At 64.8% G+C, this 16497-nt stretch carries 13 protein-coding genes and 1 other RNA gene; 5 read left to right on the forward strand and 9 right to left on the reverse strand.

The genetic code is table 11. From position 1 onward, the window contains the following. Positions 1-98: 98 nt before the first annotated feature. Both ACEQZ0_RS06960 and ACEQZ0_RS06965 read left to right on the forward strand, forming a co-directional pair. Positions 99-2807: a valine--tRNA ligase gene (locus ACEQZ0_RS06960; protein ID WP_370189707.1), complete on the forward strand. Its 2709-nt coding sequence runs from the start codon at positions 99-101 to the stop codon at positions 2805-2807. 388 nt (positions 2808-3195) lie between these two features. Beyond that, positions 3196-3930 carry a 7-carboxy-7-deazaguanine synthase QueE gene (locus tag ACEQZ0_RS06965; RefSeq protein WP_370189708.1) on the forward strand — a complete coding sequence of 245 codons (735 nt, stop codon included), beginning with the start codon at positions 3196-3198 and terminating at the stop codon, positions 3928-3930. Between the two features lie 219 nt (positions 3931-4149). Here the strand turns inward: ACEQZ0_RS06965 and ACEQZ0_RS06970 are convergent, their stop codons facing one another. The 5 genes from ACEQZ0_RS06970 to ACEQZ0_RS06990 form a co-directional block, all read right to left on the reverse strand. Continuing rightward, positions 4150-5805, reverse strand: coding sequence for an ATP-binding protein (locus ACEQZ0_RS06970; RefSeq protein ID WP_370189953.1), 1656 nt, complete (start codon positions 5803-5805; stop codon positions 4150-4152). Between the two features lie 394 nt (positions 5806-6199). After that, positions 6200-6952, reverse strand: a complete 753-nt coding sequence (locus ACEQZ0_RS06975; RefSeq protein ID WP_370189710.1) for a TIGR02186 family protein — start codon at positions 6950-6952, stop codon at positions 6200-6202. Then, positions 6949-7854: a sulfite exporter TauE/SafE family protein gene (locus ACEQZ0_RS06980; protein ID WP_370189712.1), complete on the reverse strand. Its 906-nt coding sequence runs from the start codon at positions 7852-7854 to the stop codon at positions 6949-6951. The genes ACEQZ0_RS06975 and ACEQZ0_RS06980 overlap by 4 nt, the downstream gene beginning before the upstream one ends. A 46-nt stretch (positions 7855-7900) precedes the next feature. Then, positions 7901-9022, reverse strand: coding sequence for a hypothetical protein (locus ACEQZ0_RS06985; RefSeq protein ID WP_370189714.1), 1122 nt, complete (start codon positions 9020-9022; stop codon positions 7901-7903). Beyond that, a complete protein-coding gene (locus tag ACEQZ0_RS06990; RefSeq protein WP_370189715.1) occupies positions 9019-10422 on the reverse strand; it encodes a glycosyl transferase family protein in 1404 nt (467 codons plus the stop codon). The genes ACEQZ0_RS06985 and ACEQZ0_RS06990 overlap by 4 nt, the downstream gene beginning before the upstream one ends. 81 nt (positions 10423-10503) lie before the next feature. On the opposite strand from ACEQZ0_RS06990, the gene nhaA reads away from it, so the two are divergent. Beyond that, the gene (nhaA, locus tag ACEQZ0_RS06995; RefSeq protein ID WP_370189717.1) at positions 10504-11715 is read left to right on the forward strand and encodes a Na+/H+ antiporter NhaA; all 1212 of its coding nucleotides are present in this window, start codon (positions 10504-10506) and stop codon (positions 11713-11715) included. 10 nt (positions 11716-11725) lie between these two features. On the opposite strand, the gene ACEQZ0_RS07000 is transcribed toward nhaA, so the two are convergent. Next, a complete protein-coding gene (locus tag ACEQZ0_RS07000; protein WP_370189719.1) occupies positions 11726-12163 on the reverse strand; it encodes a VOC family protein in 438 nt (145 codons plus the stop codon). Between the two features lie 91 nt (positions 12164-12254). On the opposite strand from ACEQZ0_RS07000, the gene ACEQZ0_RS07005 reads away from it, so the two are divergent. Beyond that, positions 12255-13004: an SIMPL domain-containing protein gene (locus ACEQZ0_RS07005; protein ID WP_370189721.1), complete on the forward strand. Its 750-nt coding sequence runs from the start codon at positions 12255-12257 to the stop codon at positions 13002-13004. A 58-nt stretch (positions 13005-13062) separates the two neighbouring features. Here ACEQZ0_RS07005 and ACEQZ0_RS07010 read toward each other — a convergent pair whose 3' ends face one another. Then, complete coding sequence (locus ACEQZ0_RS07010) at positions 13063-13809, reverse strand: TorF family putative porin (protein ID WP_370189723.1); 747 nt, start codon at positions 13807-13809, stop codon at positions 13063-13065. Between the two features lie 303 nt (positions 13810-14112). Here ACEQZ0_RS07010 and ACEQZ0_RS07015 point away from each other — a divergent pair, with 303 nt between their 5' ends. Further along, a complete protein-coding gene (locus ACEQZ0_RS07015) occupies positions 14113-14880 on the forward strand; it encodes a metallophosphoesterase (RefSeq protein WP_370189725.1) in 768 nt (255 codons plus the stop codon). A gap of 567 nt (positions 14881-15447) precedes the next feature. Here ACEQZ0_RS07015 and rnpB read toward each other — a convergent pair. Beyond that, positions 15448-15865, reverse strand: an RNA gene (gene rnpB / locus ACEQZ0_RS07020) — RNase P RNA component class A. A gap of 45 nt (positions 15866-15910) precedes the next feature. Beyond that, the gene (locus ACEQZ0_RS07025) at positions 15911-16276 is read right to left on the reverse strand and encodes a carboxymuconolactone decarboxylase family protein (RefSeq protein WP_370189727.1); all 366 of its coding nucleotides are present in this window, start codon (positions 16274-16276) and stop codon (positions 15911-15913) included. Positions 16277-16497 lie beyond the last annotated feature (221 nt).

Consider the following 16497-nt stretch of genomic DNA (forward strand, 5'->3'; position numbering starts at 1 on the left):
TGCCAAGCGGCTATCCGCGCGCATCACCTCCGGCGTTGCATCGCAGCATGGGCGCTGGCATGGGCGTCCTAACATTTTACCGGCGAGCGAACACAGCAATGACCACCGAGCTACCGAAAACCTTCGACCCCGCCGAAATCGAGGCGCGCTGGTACGCGCATTGGGAGGAGAACGGCCTGTTCCGGCCCGAGCGCCCGGACGCGGCCCCCTATACCATCGTCAATCCGCCGCCCAACGTTACCGGCAGCCTGCATATCGGCCATGCGCTCGACAACACGCTGCAGGATGTGATGATCCGTTACGAGCGGCTGCGCGGCAAGGACGCGCTGTGGGTGGTCGGCACCGACCATGCGGGCATCGCCACGCAGATGGTGGTCGAACGCCAGCTCGAGGCGCAGCAGGACAAGCGCACCAATTACAGCCGCGAGGATTTCGTCGCCAAGGTTTGGGAATGGAAAGAGGAAAGCGGCGGCACGATCACGCGCCAGCTACGCCGCCTCGGCTGTTCGATGGACTGGAGCCGCGAGCAGTTCACCATGGACGAGCACTTCTCGCAGGCCGTGCTCAAGACCTTCGTCGACCTTTATAACGACGGGCTTATCTACCGCGACAAGCGGCTGGTGAACTGGGACCCCAAGCTGAAGACCGCGATCAGCGACCTCGAGGTCGAGACGCAGGACGTCAAAGGCGGGTTCTGGCACTTCAAGTACCCGCTTGCCGATGGCGTCACGACCGCCGAGGGCAAGGATTACCTCGTCGTCGCCACTACGCGCCCCGAGACCATGCTCGCCGACATGGCGGTGGCGGTGCATCCCGAGGACGAGCGCTACAAGAGCGTGGTCGGCAAGCATGTGGTGCTGCCGATCACCGGACGCCGCGTGCCGATCGTCGCCGACGAACATGCCGATCCCGAACTCGGATCGGGCTGCGTGAAGATCACCCCGGGGCACGATTTCAACGACTTCGACGTGGGCAAGCGCGCCGGGTTCAAGCCCGCCGACATGCTCAACATGCTCGATGCCGAAGCCAACGTCTGCCAGACCGCCGACGGGCTGGTGCCGGAGGAATTCCTCGGCCTGCACCGCTTCAAGCGTGACGGCGTCGACGGCGCGCGCGAGCTGGTGGTCGCGCGGATGAAGGAATGCGGCTGCCTGATCCCGCATGTCACCAAGGACAAGGAAGGCAACGAAACCGAGCACGACGCCGAGCCGCGCACCATCGCGACGCCCTTCGGCGACCGCGGCGGCGTGGTGATCGAGCCCTGGCTGACCGACCAGTGGTATGTCGACGCGGAAAAGCTCGCGGTGAAGCCGATCGAGGCGGTGAAGAGCGGCGATATCGAAATCGTCCCCAAGAGCTGGGAGAAGACCTTCTTCAACTGGATGGAGAACATCCAACCCTGGTGCGTCAGCCGCCAGCTATGGTGGGGCCACCGCATTCCGGCGTGGTACGATGCCGAGGGCAGGGCCTATGTCGCCATGACCGAGGAAGAGGCACAGGCGCAGGCCGGCGAAGGCGTCATGCTGACCCGCGACGAGGACGTGCTCGACACCTGGTTCTCCTCCGCGCTGTGGCCTTCGGCGACGCTCGGCTGGCCCGAGCAGACCGACCTGCTCACCAAGCACTATCCCAACGATCTACTCATCTCGGGCTTTGACATCCTGTTCTTCTGGGATGCCCGGATGATGATGATGGGGCAGTACAACACCGGGCAGAACCCCTGGCCGAAGCTCTACCTCCACGGCCTCGTGCGCGCGGCGGACGGGCAGAAGATGTCCAAGTCCAAGGGCAATGTCGTCGACCCGCTCGGCCTGATCGACCAGTACGGCGCCGATGCGCTGCGTTTCTTCATGGCGGCGATGGAAAGCCAGGGCCGCGACATCAAGATGGATGACAAGCGCATCGAGGGCTATCGCAATTTCGCGACCAAGCTGTGGAATGCGACGCGTTTCTGCCAGGCCAACGGGATCGGCGCGAGCACCAGCGTGGCCGCGCCCGAAGCGCGCCACGCGGTCAACCGCTGGATCGTCGGCGAGGTGGTCGAGACCAAGCAGGCGCTCGACGCCGCGCTGGCAGAGCTGCGCTTCGACGCCGCCGCGAACACGATCTACCACTTCGTGTGGGACCGCTTCTGCGACTGGTATATCGAGCTGATCAAGGGCAATTTCGACGAAGAGACCAAGGCGGTGGCCGGCTGGGCGCTCGACCAGATCCTCGTCATGCTGCACCCCTTCATGCCCTTCATCACCGAAGAGCTGTGGAGCAAGCAGGGCGACCGCCCCGACTACCCGCTGATCACCGCGCAATGGCCCGATCCGCAGGCCGAAGTCGATGCCGAGGCCAAGGCCGAAATCGACTGGCTGATCGCGCTCACATCGGCCACACGCACGGCGAAGAACGAACTCGGCATTGCGCCGGGCGCGAAGCTGGCCGCATTCGTCGCCAACCCTTCGCCGCTCGGTAAGCGCGTGGTCGAGGCCAATGGCGCCGCGATCGAGCGGCTTGCGCGCCTGACGCCGGTGACCTTCGGCGAAGCGCCCGCCGGCGCGGCGATGCAGATCGCTGCGGGCGAGGACGAATTCGTCATCCCGCTCGAAGGCGTGATCGACATCGAAGCCGAGAAGGCGCGGCTCGAAAAGGCACTCGCTGCCAGTGCCAAGGAAGCGAAATCGCTCGAAGGCCGCCTCGGAAATGCGAATTTCGTCGAACGCGCCAAGCCCGAAGCGGTCGAGAAAGCGCGCGCCGACCATGCGCATCACGTGGCCGAGATCGCCCGCCTCGAAGCAGCGCTGGCGCGGTTGGGCTGACGCTATCCGGATGACCTTCCCTTCCCCGTCACCCCGGACCTGATGCGGGGTCGGGCTTCTTCGCTCGGCCTTGTGCCTGTCGCGAAGAAAGCCCAACCCCGGACCTGAGCCGGGGCGACGGATGGGGTGACCAAGGGCGACAATTTCCTACTCGTCCCATTTGTGTCATGAGCGCGGCAATGGCCCGGAACTACCTCCCTTCTGGCGGCAATCGCTTCCAATCACCCGGTTCGGTCGAACCGCGCATTGCCGGGCGATCGGATTTTCGCCTCCACCACCCTGTCCGTCCGCTCGCCATTGGAGCAGGTAAGCTCTTGGTTCCAATGTCGAAATTGTTCGTGACCGAAGGTTACACCGTGTCACCTTCGTCACCCGTGGAGCACAATCGATGCCGTTAGTCCTCGCCACCGACGACACCGGCGGACCCGAAATCTTCGCCTCGGTCCAGGGCGAAGGTCCGAGCGCGGGCACGCCCTGCACCTTCGTGCGGCTGTCGCGCTGCAACCTCGCCTGCGTGTGGTGCGACACTGCCTATACCTGGCATTTCGAGGACGATGAGCGGCCGCACCGTGACGGCGTGGACTACGACCGCAAGGCCAACCAGGTGACGTTGGACGAGGCGGATGTGGCCGCGCGGATCACCACGCTCGGCCAGAACCGCCTCGTCATCACCGGCGGCGAACCGCTGCTGCAGGGCCCTGCCCTAGCCCGGCTGCTCGAGCTGCTGCCCGATGTGAGCGTCGAGATCGAGACCAACGGCACCACCAAGGCGCCCGCGCGGCTCGACATCCGCATCGACCAGTTCAACGTCAGCCCCAAGCTGGCGCATAGTGGCAATCCCGCCGCGCTTGCCCTGCTGCCCGAGCGGCTCGACGCCTATGCCACCGACCCGCGCGCCTGGTTCAAATTCGTGATCGCCGAGCCCTCGGATGTCGACGAAGTCCTTGCACTGCGCGAGCGCTACCGGTTCAGGCCCGGCCACGTCTTCCTGATGCCCGAGGGGACCGACAGCGAAACGCTTCGCACGCGCGAGAAATGGCTCGCCCCGCTCTGCGTCGAACACGGTTTCCGGATGAGCGACCGCCTGCACATCCACCTGTTCGGCGATACGCGGGGGACGTAATCTGTTCGGCCTCAAGCGCCGGCGGGTCCGTCCGGGCCTTCAGGCTATCGGTCGGCCACGCCTCGCCTGGCGGCTCGGTACTCTTGCGGCTGAAAGGTTGGCGATGAAACCGGCCCAGCGGAGGGCCGGCAAGGGCGACCGCCCGCCCGCAGCGGGAGCAGCTTGCTGCACGTCTAGCAAGGATGCACCGACGGAGGTCGGTGCACAATACAAGGACTCTTACCCCTGCGAGCGCCAACGCTTCACGGTGCGCTGGACGATGTCCTCCTCGCCGCCCGAGCGGCTCCACAGGTCGATGAAGCTCGGGTCTTCGGAGGCCGGACGCTTGGCTTCCTCGAGATTGTCGAAGCTGACGCGGATGGGGATGGCGACACCCTCGCCACAGATGATGCACTCGCGGTTGCGCAGCGCGGGGATCGCATCGAGGAAGCCGCGCGCGCCTTCGGGCATCGCCGCGCGGACGAATTCCTGGTCGCGGTCGTTGTTGAGGCGCATGGCGATGATCGTGCCGCACTGCGACAGAACGCCTTCGGCGAGGTCCGAGGGGCGCTGCGTGATGAGGCCGAGGCTGATGCCGTACTTGCGGCCCTCCTTGGCGATGCGGCTGAGGATGGTGCCGACCGAGTTGCCGTCGGCGTTCTTCTCGTTGGGGACGTAGCGATGCGCTTCTTCGCAGACCAGCAGGATCGGCGAAGTGCGCTCCTCGCGGCCCCAGATGGCGAAGTCGAACACCAGCCGGCTGAGCACCGCGACCACGGTGGCGGTGATGTCCGACGGCACGCCCGAGACGTCGATGATCGAGATCGGCTTGCCGTTGGAAGGCATGCGGAAGATCTTCGAGATGAAATCGCTCATCGTGTCGGCCACCAGCATGCCCGAGAACAGGAACTGGTAGCGCGGATCGCCCTTGACCTCGTCGAGCTTGGTCTTGATCCGCATATAGGGCGCCGAATTGGTCGACTTGTCGAGTTTGCCCATGGCATCCTGCAGTTCGTTCGACAGATCGGACAGCAGGTAGGGGATCGGCGAATCGACGGTGATCTTGCCCATGCTCTCGGCCAGCCGGCTCTTCTGGCGCGCCTTGAGCAGGCATTTGGCGAGAATGTCGGCATCGACCTGCCGATCGTTGCCGCTGCTGGTGAGCAGCACTTCGCAATGCTCCTCGAAGTTCATGATCCAGTACGGCATATGCAGGTTCGACACGTCGAGGATCACGCCGGTGTTGCGGAATGCCGAGGCATATTCGCCGTGCGGGTCGATCATGACGATGTGCCCTTCGGGCGCGGCCTCGCAAATGCGGTGCAGGATCAGCGCGGCACTGGTCGACTTACCCGTACCGGTCGAACCCAGCAGCGCGAAATGCTTGCCCAGCATGGCATCGACGTAGATCCCTGCGCGGATGTCCTTGGTGGGATAGACCTTGCCGATGGTGACCGCGCTGCGGCCATCACTGGCGTAGACCTGCTGGAGGTCATGTGTCGACGCGGGATAGACCATCGCCCCGGGCACCGGATAGCGGGTCACGCCGCGGCGGAAGGCATGCAGCCTCCCGGTCAGCTTTTCCTCCATCCCCTCGCCGAGAAAGTCGATATGGGCGAGGATCGAGCCGGCCTGGCGATCCTGGCGCTGGTTGCGGACGCTGGCGAGCAGCCAGCTGTTGCCGACGCGTATCTTGATCTGCGAGCCGACCTGGCCGGCCATGGCGATCGAGGGATCGGCATCCTCGGCACACTCGTTGAGCCGCTGGACGTCGATCGCGATCTGCGAACTCGATCCGGCGATCTCGAGCACCACGCCGATCGGCTGCGTCGCGCAGTCGCTGCCCTCTTCGACGGGTCGATCCGGCGTCGGGGCTTCGGCCGCAGTTTCGCTCATCCCGGGCTGGCCGTCGGCGTGTGGGCCTTCGACCGGCAGGTCGGCAGCAGGCGGCGCGGTCTCATCGCGGGGTGCGGGGGCCCGGCTGTGCTGCGGCGCCGGGGACGGCGTGGCATCGGCAATCGGCGGCTGCGGCGGCTGGTGGACATAACCCGAGGGCGAGATCGCAGGGGCGGCGCTCTCCGCGCTTCGCCGCACGCGATCGCGCAGCGAAACACTCCGCGGCTGGGGCGGCTCGGCGCCGGCCTCCTTCGAAGGATCGAAACTGCGGAAATTGGGGTGGCCCAAATCGGTCATGCTCTGGCTGTTTCCCACATTGCACGCGCCTCATGCGCACGGGTCCTGCCTGCCGCAAACTGCTTAAGATGTGGTCAACAGCGCACTGGGGAAGGGCTCAGATGAGCGCGAAAAGGCGCCCGGCAGCCCAGCCCATGCCAACCGACAACGCCACCGCCAGGAGGCCGTAAACCAGTGCCCATTTCTGCGAATAATCGGCGACGATCCGCTCGAAACCGACCTTTTTCACCTCGACCTCGGCCAGCGCGGAGGCGATCACCCGTCCGTCACGCACGGCAAAGGTTTCGGCGGTGTAGGTGCCCGTGGCGACATTCGACGGAAGCGATATGCGCGATTGGTAGAGTACCTGCTGGCTGATCTGCACGCCGCCGAAATCCTGCTTGTAGAGCTGCTGGCGGGTCTTCAAATCGACCAGCCCGGCCTTGAAACGGGCCTGTTCGTCGGGATCGATCACGCCGCTGGGCGAAAGCTGGATGTAGTCGGTGCCGAACTCGTAGATCGCCGCCGTCTTCTCGTCGACGATCTCCGAGATGGGCCGCGAGGAAGCGACTGCGAAATAGGACGGGACCGAGCGGAAATCGCTGCTCGCGGCATTTATCCACACACCCGCAAACCGCTCTTTCTCGCGCAGACGGACGGGTTCGGAGGGGCCCTTGAGAACGACCACGATATCGTAATCGCTGCCCGCGGCGCGGCCCAGCGGGTCGAGCACCGCGCCGAACAACAGCAGTTCGGTCCCGGTAAATCCCTGGCGCACCTGCACTTCGTGCTGGCTCACCTCGGGCACGAGGATCGGGTCGCGCTGGCCCATCAGCACGGTGGCGAAGAGGAGGAGCAGCAGCGCCCTCACAGCGGATAGACCGTGTAGATTTCCTCGGGCCGGTAAAACAGGCCGAGGAACATGCGAAAAGCGATCACCAGAACGATCGCCGCGAGGATCAGGCGCAGCAGTTCGGGCTTGGCCTTGACCGCGATCTGAGAGCCGATCTGCGCCCCCGTGACCGAGCCGAGCAGTAACAGGAAGACCAGTACGATATCCACCGCCTTGGTGGTCAGCGAATGCATCATCGTCGTCGCCATGGTGACGAACAGGATGTTGTAGAGCGACGTGCCGACGACGACATTCGCGTTCATCCCGAGGATGTAGAGCATGGCGGGCACGAGGATGAATCCGCCGCCCACCCCCATCAGCATGGTGAGCATGCCCACCACCATGCCGACGATCAGCGGTGCGAGCGGAGAGATGTAGAGGCCCGAGCGATAGAAGCGCCAGCGCAGCGGCAGGCTGGCGACCAGTGGATGGTGTCGACGGCGCGGTGCCTGCGTACTGGCGGTCCCGCGCAGAGTCTGCACCGATTCCCGCGCCATCAGCAGGCCGATGCTGCCTAGCAGGATCACGTAGAGTGCGCTGATGACAACGTCGATCTGGCCGATCGAGCGGAAAAAGCGGAACAACAGCGCGCCGAAGCCCGAGCCGATGATCCCGCCACCGACCATGACCGCGCCCATGCGATAGTCGACCCCGCCGCGCCCGCCATGGGCCAGCACGCCGGTCACGCTCGCGCCTGTGACCTGGGTCGAGGCGGATGCCGCGGCGACGGTGGGCGGGATGCCGGAAAAGATCAGCAACGGCGTGGTCAGGAAACCGCCGCCGACGCCGAACAGACCCGAGAGCACACCTGTCACCGCCCCCAGCGCGACGATCCACAGTCCGTTTACGGACAGGTTCGCGATGGGGAGATAGACGTCCATGGCTGCGCCCTATCGCAGCCCCGCGGCGGATAAAAGCTGAACAATGTCAGAAGCCGGTCGAAAGCGTCACCACGCCGCCATTTCCCGGCTGTGCCCCGCCTGCAACGCGCCAGCGATAGTCGGCTTCGATCCGTGCCGGAGCGCCGCCGAGTTCCAGTTTCACCGTCACGCTGGGGCCCACATCGAAACGTCCCGCGCCGCGCTGTACGCCGCCCCAGGCGCCGGCCCCGAGCGAAACGGTTGCGAGGTCGAACCGGGCGACTTCGCGTTCGGCGACCAATGCGCCATCGGCAAAGGCGGTCGCGAAATCTCCGCCGACATAGCCCGCCTGGCCATAGCCGCGCGCGGTCATCCGTGCTGGTAGGCGGAGTGCATCGAAACCTCCGGCGAGGAAGGCTGCGGGGCGGATTTCCGGGCCGCGGCCGGGCCTCTCGGTCACGCGCAGCTCGGCATGGAGGCTGAGCGCAACCCCGGACAATAGGCGTGCACGCAAGCCCAGGGCTGCCTCGCTGTCCCCGTCGTCGACCAGCGCGCGAGCGATGCGCGCATAGGCTGCCGGCTGGCGTGGCGCGCCGCCGGGCGCAAGGCGGTAGGCAAGGATCGCGCCCAGCTGGCTCGCACCATAGCTTGCGGGGCGGTCGCCGCCACCGGCCAGCTGCGCCCGACCATCACGCCACAAGAGCCATGCGTCGAGACGCCACGGCGAAGCCAGGGGTGCAGGAGGCGCTTTGGCAATGGAACGCGCGCTGCCGGGATGCGTATCGAGCGCAGCCGAAACGCTGCGCGGCATCGGCAGGTTTGCCATGCCGGCGGCGAAAAGGAGATTGTGCCCCACCCCGCGACGACTGGTATCGAAATGTGCGGCGATATCGGGAAGCGGCGCGGTTGGTTCTGGTGGCAAGACGGCAGTCGAAGCGACGATTTGCGCGGTCCGGTCGGGCAGGGATCGATTCAACTTGCCAGCCTCGCCTTCGCTGAGGCGACGGTCCCCCATCGCGCCAGTATCCGGAACCGGGAAAGCGGTATGCGCCAACGGCAGCATCGGTGGCAGCTCGAAATCGGGCCAGGGATTCTGCCAGGTGAGAACCCGCAAGAGGCACCACCCCCCAAGTAACAAACCGAGAAACAGGACCGGCTGTCCCTCGCGGCGGTCGAGGCCAGCGGTCATGTATTGCTCCCCATCGCACGGAGAAACACGGGATGGTCACGATGCTCGGTCTTGTCCCAGACCACGGGCGCACCGCGAAGCGTACGAAAATACGCAAGTAATGCGCGGCGTGCCGCCATGATGGCGATCACGTTCGAGACGAAGGTCCGCGGAATCGCGAGCAAGCCCTGTCGCCATCCGAACTCGCGTGTGGTGAAGGCGGCGCGCGCGCCGAAGCGCAGGATCAGGCCGACGAAATTCACCCACAGCAAACCAGTCAGCAGAGGCGAGGCGGGCGGCGGCCTCACGATGCCCATCCGCTCGAGCAGTACTCCGGCGGCGATCATGCAGACGAGCAGATAGGCGACCACGAGCAGAATCGATGCCAGTGGCCCGCGCCGGTCGCGCAGTCGCATCCATAATTCGCCCGGCTGGCTCGTCCAGCCGAGGCGGTCCCAGCCTTGCAGCGCGATGCCATGCATCCAGCGCGTCTTCTGTCGTACCGCCGTGTCGAGCCGCGACGGGAAGAACTCGCGCGTGGCGATCAGTCGCCCATCGGCGCCGCGGACGCGCAGGAACCGCCCCTTCCCACCGGCCTGGGCGATCTTCAGGCCGAGTTCGTAATCCTCGGTCAGAGATTGCTCGGCGAAAGGCTTGCCGCCCTCACGATCGGCAAGCAGCGCCAGCGAACCGCGAGCGATTGCGCAACCGACCCCGGCTCCGGGAATGGCGGCACCGAGAGCATCCCGGACGACAAGCGTCTTGCCGTGCGACTCCGCAAACTCATCGCAATAGTGCGTTCCGACCCACTGGGAATGCCGCTGCGGCAGGGCAATGACGGGCAATTGCACGAAATGCGCGTGCCACAGGGCTGCATCGAGCAGGTCGAGAGCCGCGGGATCGACCATGTCCTCGGCATCGTGCTGCACGATCATGCGGAAATCGCATCCCGCCCGGCGCTCGTCCTCCACCATCGCCAGATAGAGCCGGTTGAGGCAGTCCGCCTTGGAAGTCGGCCCTTCCCGGTCATGAACCACCAGGCGGACGCGCGGATCGCCCCGGACCGCCGCGACCACCGAGGCCACCGTCGCCGGGTCGTTGCGGTAGCAGCCGACATAGACGGCGAGATCCTCGTGTGGCCATACATCGAGCATATGGGTCAATGTCGCTCCGATCACGGCGGACTCCTGCCATGCGGGGACGAACACTGCGGCGCGGCCGGCGAGCCCCGCGGGCATTGCGATGGATATCTCGTCGATGTGCTGCGTGCGGATACGCCCGGTCAGGCGAAACCAGACATAGAGGCAGTCCAGCGCAAATTCGTCGATCATGCCTAGGGCGAAGAAGGCAGCGGCGAACAGCAACAGCTCGTGCTGCACAAGCACGAACCATTCCGCCAGCGTGAAGCCCCAGAAAAACACGCGACACCCCCCGTCTTTCTGACTACTCCGATACCTCAAGACTTGCAACGCGGGCGGCTTTGCGAAAAAGAGCGGCTCAAGATGACCGAACGTCCCTCCGCATTCCGCCTCGTTTTCGCCCCCGTCCGCGCACTGTTCGTCAGCGACGCTTCGGCCGGCATCCTGCTCATCCTGGTCGCGGCCGCCGCGATGATCGCAGCCAATTCGCCACTCGCAGGCGAATATGAGGCGCTGTTCTACGGCCATCTTTCGTGGACGCCGATCGCCAAGCTCGACGACCTGCATCTGTGGATCAACGACGGGCTGATGGCGGTGTTCTTCTTCGTCGTCGGGCTCGAGGTGAAACGCGAATGGATCGAGGGCCAGCTATCCAGCGCCCAGGCCCGGCGCCTGCCGATCCTGGCCGCTGCGGCGGGCATGATCCTGCCGGCGCTGGTCTATGTCGGCATCGCCGGCGGTAATGCCGAACTGCTTCGCGGCTGGGCTATTCCGGCCGCCACCGATATCGCCTTTGCAATGGGTGTTCTCGGCCTGCTCGGCAATCGCGTCCCTGCGTCGCTGCGGCTGTTCCTGCTCACCGTCGCGATCGTCGACGATATCGGCGCGGTGCTGGTGATCGCGCTGTTCTATACTGCCAACATCAAGCTCGGCTGGCTTGCCGCCTCGGCCGCAGCCGTCGCCGCCATGATGGTGCTCAACCGGATGAAGGTGGCGCGGATGTTACCCTTCATCCTGCTGACGCTGGTGCTGTGGTACTGCGTGCTCAACTCGGGCATCCATGCCACCATCGCGGGCGTCGTCGCGGCGTTGTGCATTCCCATGGTCGGACCCGACGACCAAACCATGGTCGAGCGCATGGAGCACAGCCTCGCCCCGTGGAGCGCCTATCTCGTCGTCCCGGTTTTCGGCTTCGCCAATGCCGGCGTGCCCTTTGCCGGCCTCGGTCTGGAACAGGTCCTTGCGCCGTTGCCGCTGGCGATTGCCGCAGGCCTGTTCCTGGGCAAGCAGGTAGGCATTTTCCTGGCCATCCTCGCAGCAGACAAGCTCGGTTTCGCGCCTCGCCCCGACCAGGCGAGCTGGCCCGAGATCTGGGGCGTCTCGATCCTCTGCGGGATCGGCTTCACCATGTCGCTGTTCATCAGCGGGCTGGCCTTCGCCGACCAGCAGCTGCTGATCAACGAGGCCAAGATCGGCATCCTGCTCGGATCGCTGATTTCGGCGGTGGTCGGTTTCGTCATCCTGCGCTTGACGACGACGCATCCCGACGATGCCAGGTCACCCTATCTGGACTGACCCGCGGGTCTCACCAGCTGCCGGTGTTTTCCATGCTCGCCCAGGGTTCCCGGGGATCGAGATAACCGTCCTGCAGCAGCTCGATCGAAATACCGTCGGGCGTGCGGACGAAGGCCATGTGCCCGTCGCGCGGCGGACGGTTGATCGTGTACCCCGCGTCGACGAGCTTCTGGCAGGTCTCGTAGATGTTCTCGACGCGGTAGGCCAGATGGCCGAAATTCCGCCCCCCGTCATAGGTTTCGGGAGCGCTGCCGTCTTCAGGCGGCCAGTTGTAGGTCAGTTCGACCTCGGCCACGCCTTCCTGACCCGGCGCCGCGAGAAAGATGAGAGTGAAGCGCCCCTTGTCGTTGTCGAACCGGCGCACTTCCTCGAGACCGATCAGCCGGAAGAAGGCCACCGTGGCCTCGGGGTCGGTCACGCGGATCATGCTGTGCAGGTATCTGGCCAAGGTAAACTCCATTCATCTCTATTAAAGCACGGTTCATCGCTGATTTCCTAGATCCTAGTCCGGGAGGAACAGGGAAGAGAGGAGTGCGAAGATGCGTGAGGAAGCCGATACCACCGATAACCGGAGAGTGCAGCCGGTGGATTCCACCCTGAGGCGCTGGCTCGCCAGTGCGGGGATCCTCGCCATCGGGCTGGTCGTCGGCGGATTCGTGCTGGGTGACGGGCTGGTGCGGATGAAGGCCGCCGAACGCAGCGTCACCGTCCGCGGGCTGGCCGAGCGCGAGGTAACCGCCGACCTCGCGACATGGACCCTGTCCTTCGCCTCCACCGCCACCGATCTGCGCACTGCCCAGACGAGCACCGATCGCGACGCGGCAGCGGTCCGCCAGTTCTTCGAGGACCTGGGCTTTCCCGCAGCCGAACTGACCCCGGCTGGCGTGAATGTGTCGAATTACACCGACAATGGCACGGTCTTCTACACCGTGCGCCAGCGCAGCGTCCTGCGCACCAGGGACATCGCGCGTGCGCAGCGCGCGGTCCAGCGACAGGCCGAACTTGTCCGCAAGGGTGTGGTGCTCGAGGATGGCTCGGGCATCAGCTACACGTTCACCGGTCTCAACGCGATCAAGCCCGAGATGGTCGCCGAAGCCACGCGCGACGCCCGCGCTGCGGCAGAACAGTTCGCAAAGGATAGCGGTGCCGATGTCGGCAGCATTCGCAAGGCGACACAGGGCTATTTTTCGATCGAGGCCCGCGATGGCGAGGCCGGTGGCTGGGGGATCGGCGACACGCCCTTCAAGAAGGTCCGCGTGGTCACCACAGTCGACTTTGCTCTCGATTGACGAAATGGGGGGCGCCGCCGCCACGGCACCCCCCAACGGATTTCCAGACAGCGAATTTTCAGAAGCTGGCGGAGATCGTACCCACGATGGCATCGTCGGTGAAACCATCGATCGACGGCCCCTCGACCCCGATATAGGCGACGCCCACTTCGAATTTTCCTTGGGTCACGCTGGCGCCGATCGACCAATCGAGGCCGGTATCGTCGGTGGTGCCGGCGAGCAGCGGCGGCGCAAGCGCGCCGTCGGTATAGCCCAGATGGCCGCTCAGGCTCACCGGCGTGCCCGGCAGTCCGAAGCCGACATCGGTATAGAGATAGAGGTTGTCGGTTCCGCCGAGCGAATCCTGCTTGGGCGCATAGGCAACGCCGAAGGTCGCCTCGGCGGGACCGAAGTTCACCCCGACCGAGGCATAGGGTTCGATATAGTCGGTATCGAGACCGAGATCCTCGGTCGGATAGATGTAGTAAAGCACACCGACGTCGACGCTGACCGCATCGCTCAGCTGGCCACCCCAGCCGGCATAGATGTCGAACTCGAGATCGCCGTAGGCCGGACCACCCTTGATCGACGACGCCCAGGTGCCGATGTAGAAACCGCTGTCATGGGCAACATCGAAGCCGCCCTGCACGGCCGGGTCACCGCCCGACAGCGAGACGCCGCGAAAGCGATAATCGGTGGTCAGCGCTACATTGGCCGAAGTGCTGAACCCGCTGTCTTCTTCGGACTGGGCCATCGCCGGCGTTGCGAGAGACAGGCCCGCCGCAGCGAGCGAAACGGCCATGAGGCCGCGAAAGGACGTGAGCATTACAAACTCCTGTGCGAGTGTCGCTTCGTCCCACCTGCGAATCCGACCGGGCGATTTTTGCAAAGCCTCTGGTTCGGATACGGTCATAAACCTGCATGGATTGACCCGTTTGCGCAAGATAGCGGCGCATAGTTTTCGCATGCGCAACAAAAGCTGTGCCTTTTTCGCAACTGCAGCAAGGTGTCCCGTGCGGGTTTGTTGCCCCTGCCGCGGCTTGCGCCTATCTGCTGGCGATCCCCCGTTTACGAACCGAGACTGTCCAAGATTTCCATGCTGAACCTCGCGAGACTTTTCAGGAAAGACGTGCCGAGCGCGCCGCGCCCCCGGGTGCCGGAGGGCGAGAGGTATTACGTCATCGGCGACATCCACGGCCGATGCGACCTTTTCGACGAGCTCATCCTGGCGATCGAGGAAGACGACCGGCAGGCCGGAGCGGCCGAATCCTCTGTCGTTCTGCTTGGCGACCTGGTCGATCGCGGCCCCGAAAGTGCCCGCGTGATCGAAACCGCGCGCCAATGGGGCAAGCGGCGCAAGGTGCGCTACATCGCCGGCAATCACGAGGAAATGTTTCTCGAAAGCTTCACCGACAAGGAAATGCTGCGTCACTTCCTCAAGCATGGCGGCAAGGAGACCGTGCTCAGCTACGGGATCAAGAAGAAGCGCTACAACGAGCTCACGATGAAGGAACTGCAGGACGAGCTGCACGAACTCGTGCCCAAGAAGCACCGCAAGTTCCTTGCCGAGATGGAGGACATCGTCGTCGCCGGCGATTATGTCTTCGTCCACGCCGGGATCAATCCCAGGCTTAGCCTCGACGAGCAGCGCAGCTCCGATCTGCGCTGGATCCGCGATCGCTTCCTCAAGCACCGCGACCCCCTCAGCCATGTCGTGGTCCACGGCCACACGATCTTCGACGACGTCGAAAGCACCGAATACCGTATCGGGATCGACACCGGAGCCTTTCGGACCGGCAAGCTGACATCGCTCGTCCTCGAAGCGGACGATCGCCGCTTCATCCAGGCGCAGGAGGTGGACGGGAATATCATGGTGATGCACAGGGAATTCGCCTAGCGAGCACCACCGATCGGGCGTTTCCGCAAACCGTCGGCGGGAGCGATTTGGCCCGGTTCTGCGTTTTGTCCTTACTTGCCTCCCAAGGAGTACTCTCGTGCCCCTCGATCATTCCGAAGGCCTCGAAAACCCCGCCGCGAAGTGGACCGTCGTCGCCACGATGATTGCGTTGGTGCTTCTGATCGGCGTCTCGATCTGGGCTGCCTTCTCGATCCGGCTCGATACCTTTGCCCGCATCGATGCCGGGACCGACCGAATCCACATTCGCGGGACGGAAACCAAATTCGTCGGCTTTGCCAAGGGAACCTATGCCGGGCGCGAAGTCCTCGTCGAGGGACTACCGACGATCGAACAGCTCGAGGAACTCCCGATCGCCTGGCGCGCCCTGTGCGTCGTACGCGACGACCCCCGCACCGACTGGAGCAATGCCGATCCGATGATGAAGGTCCACCTCCATTCGGACAAGATGAAGGAAGCGTGCCGCCCGTTCGAGGGACTCGAGGTCGAAGGTCAGGTGGTACCGCAGGAAACGCCTCCCAAGACGTCGCTGCTGACCACCGTGGAAAATATGCCAGGGGACCTGTAAGCCGGGTTCTGTCCCGCACGCGGTATGCTTGCACACCAGCCGCGCGGGGGCAGCCATTCGTCTAGGCCACGGATCGCTCCGCGGCTCCAGCAGCCAACCCGGGCGGTCGATGCGAAACGCACCTGCCCGCTCGCGCGGACGCGCCGCCCCTATTCGGCCTTGCTCCGGGTGGGGTTTGCCATGCGGGCCGCGTTGCCGCCGCCCCGGTGCGCTCTTACCGCACCCTTTCACCCTTGCCTGAACCCGCGTGCGGGCCATCGGCGGTATGCTCTCTGTGGCACTTTCCCTCGGCTTGCACCCCGAAAGGCGCTTCGCCGGGCGGGCGTTACCCGCCACCCTCGTTTCGTGGAGCCCGGACTTTCCTCGTACCTCGCGGCACGCGGCTGCCCGGCCCCCTGGCGTGGCCGATATAGGCGCGGCCAACCGCAAAGGGAAGCGTACAGGCTATCCGGCTGCCTTGTCGGCATATTGGTCGTAGGCTTCCAGCGCCTGCGCGGCATACATCGCGCTGGGCCCCGCACCCATGTAGACTGCCAGACCCATGGTTTCGGCTATTTCCTCGCGCGTCGCGCCATGCTTGCGCGCACCTTCGACATGGTAAGTGATGCACGGGTCGCACCTTACAGCGACCGAAATAGCCACCGCGAGAAGTTCCTTGGTCTTGGCGTCAAGCGCACCGCCTTGATGCGCCGCGGCGCCCATTTCGCGAAACGCCTTCATCACGCCGGGCGCGCCTTTGTGCAGTTCCTTGATCGCCGGGATAAGGTTTGCGCCGATCGCCGGCCAATCCTTGAACTCGGTGTGTGCCATTCCGTATTCTCCTTTGCCTGGCTCGACTAGCAGATGGCCTGCCTCCCGCTTTGACGGAGATCAATTTCCACACCTGGGAGAATCGAAGCAGGCTGAGTTTCGGGCTCGCAGTCGAGGCAATCGGGAGCGAGAAAGCGGGCGCGCCCGGACCGTAACCCGCTTCCCCGGCGTGCAGGCCGGCATGCTCTTCGATCGCCAAGCACCGGTTACCGGGGCCATAT

The organism is Qipengyuania sp. (genome assembly GCF_964227205.1).
GTDB lineage: Bacteria > Pseudomonadota > Alphaproteobacteria > Sphingomonadales > Sphingomonadaceae > Qipengyuania.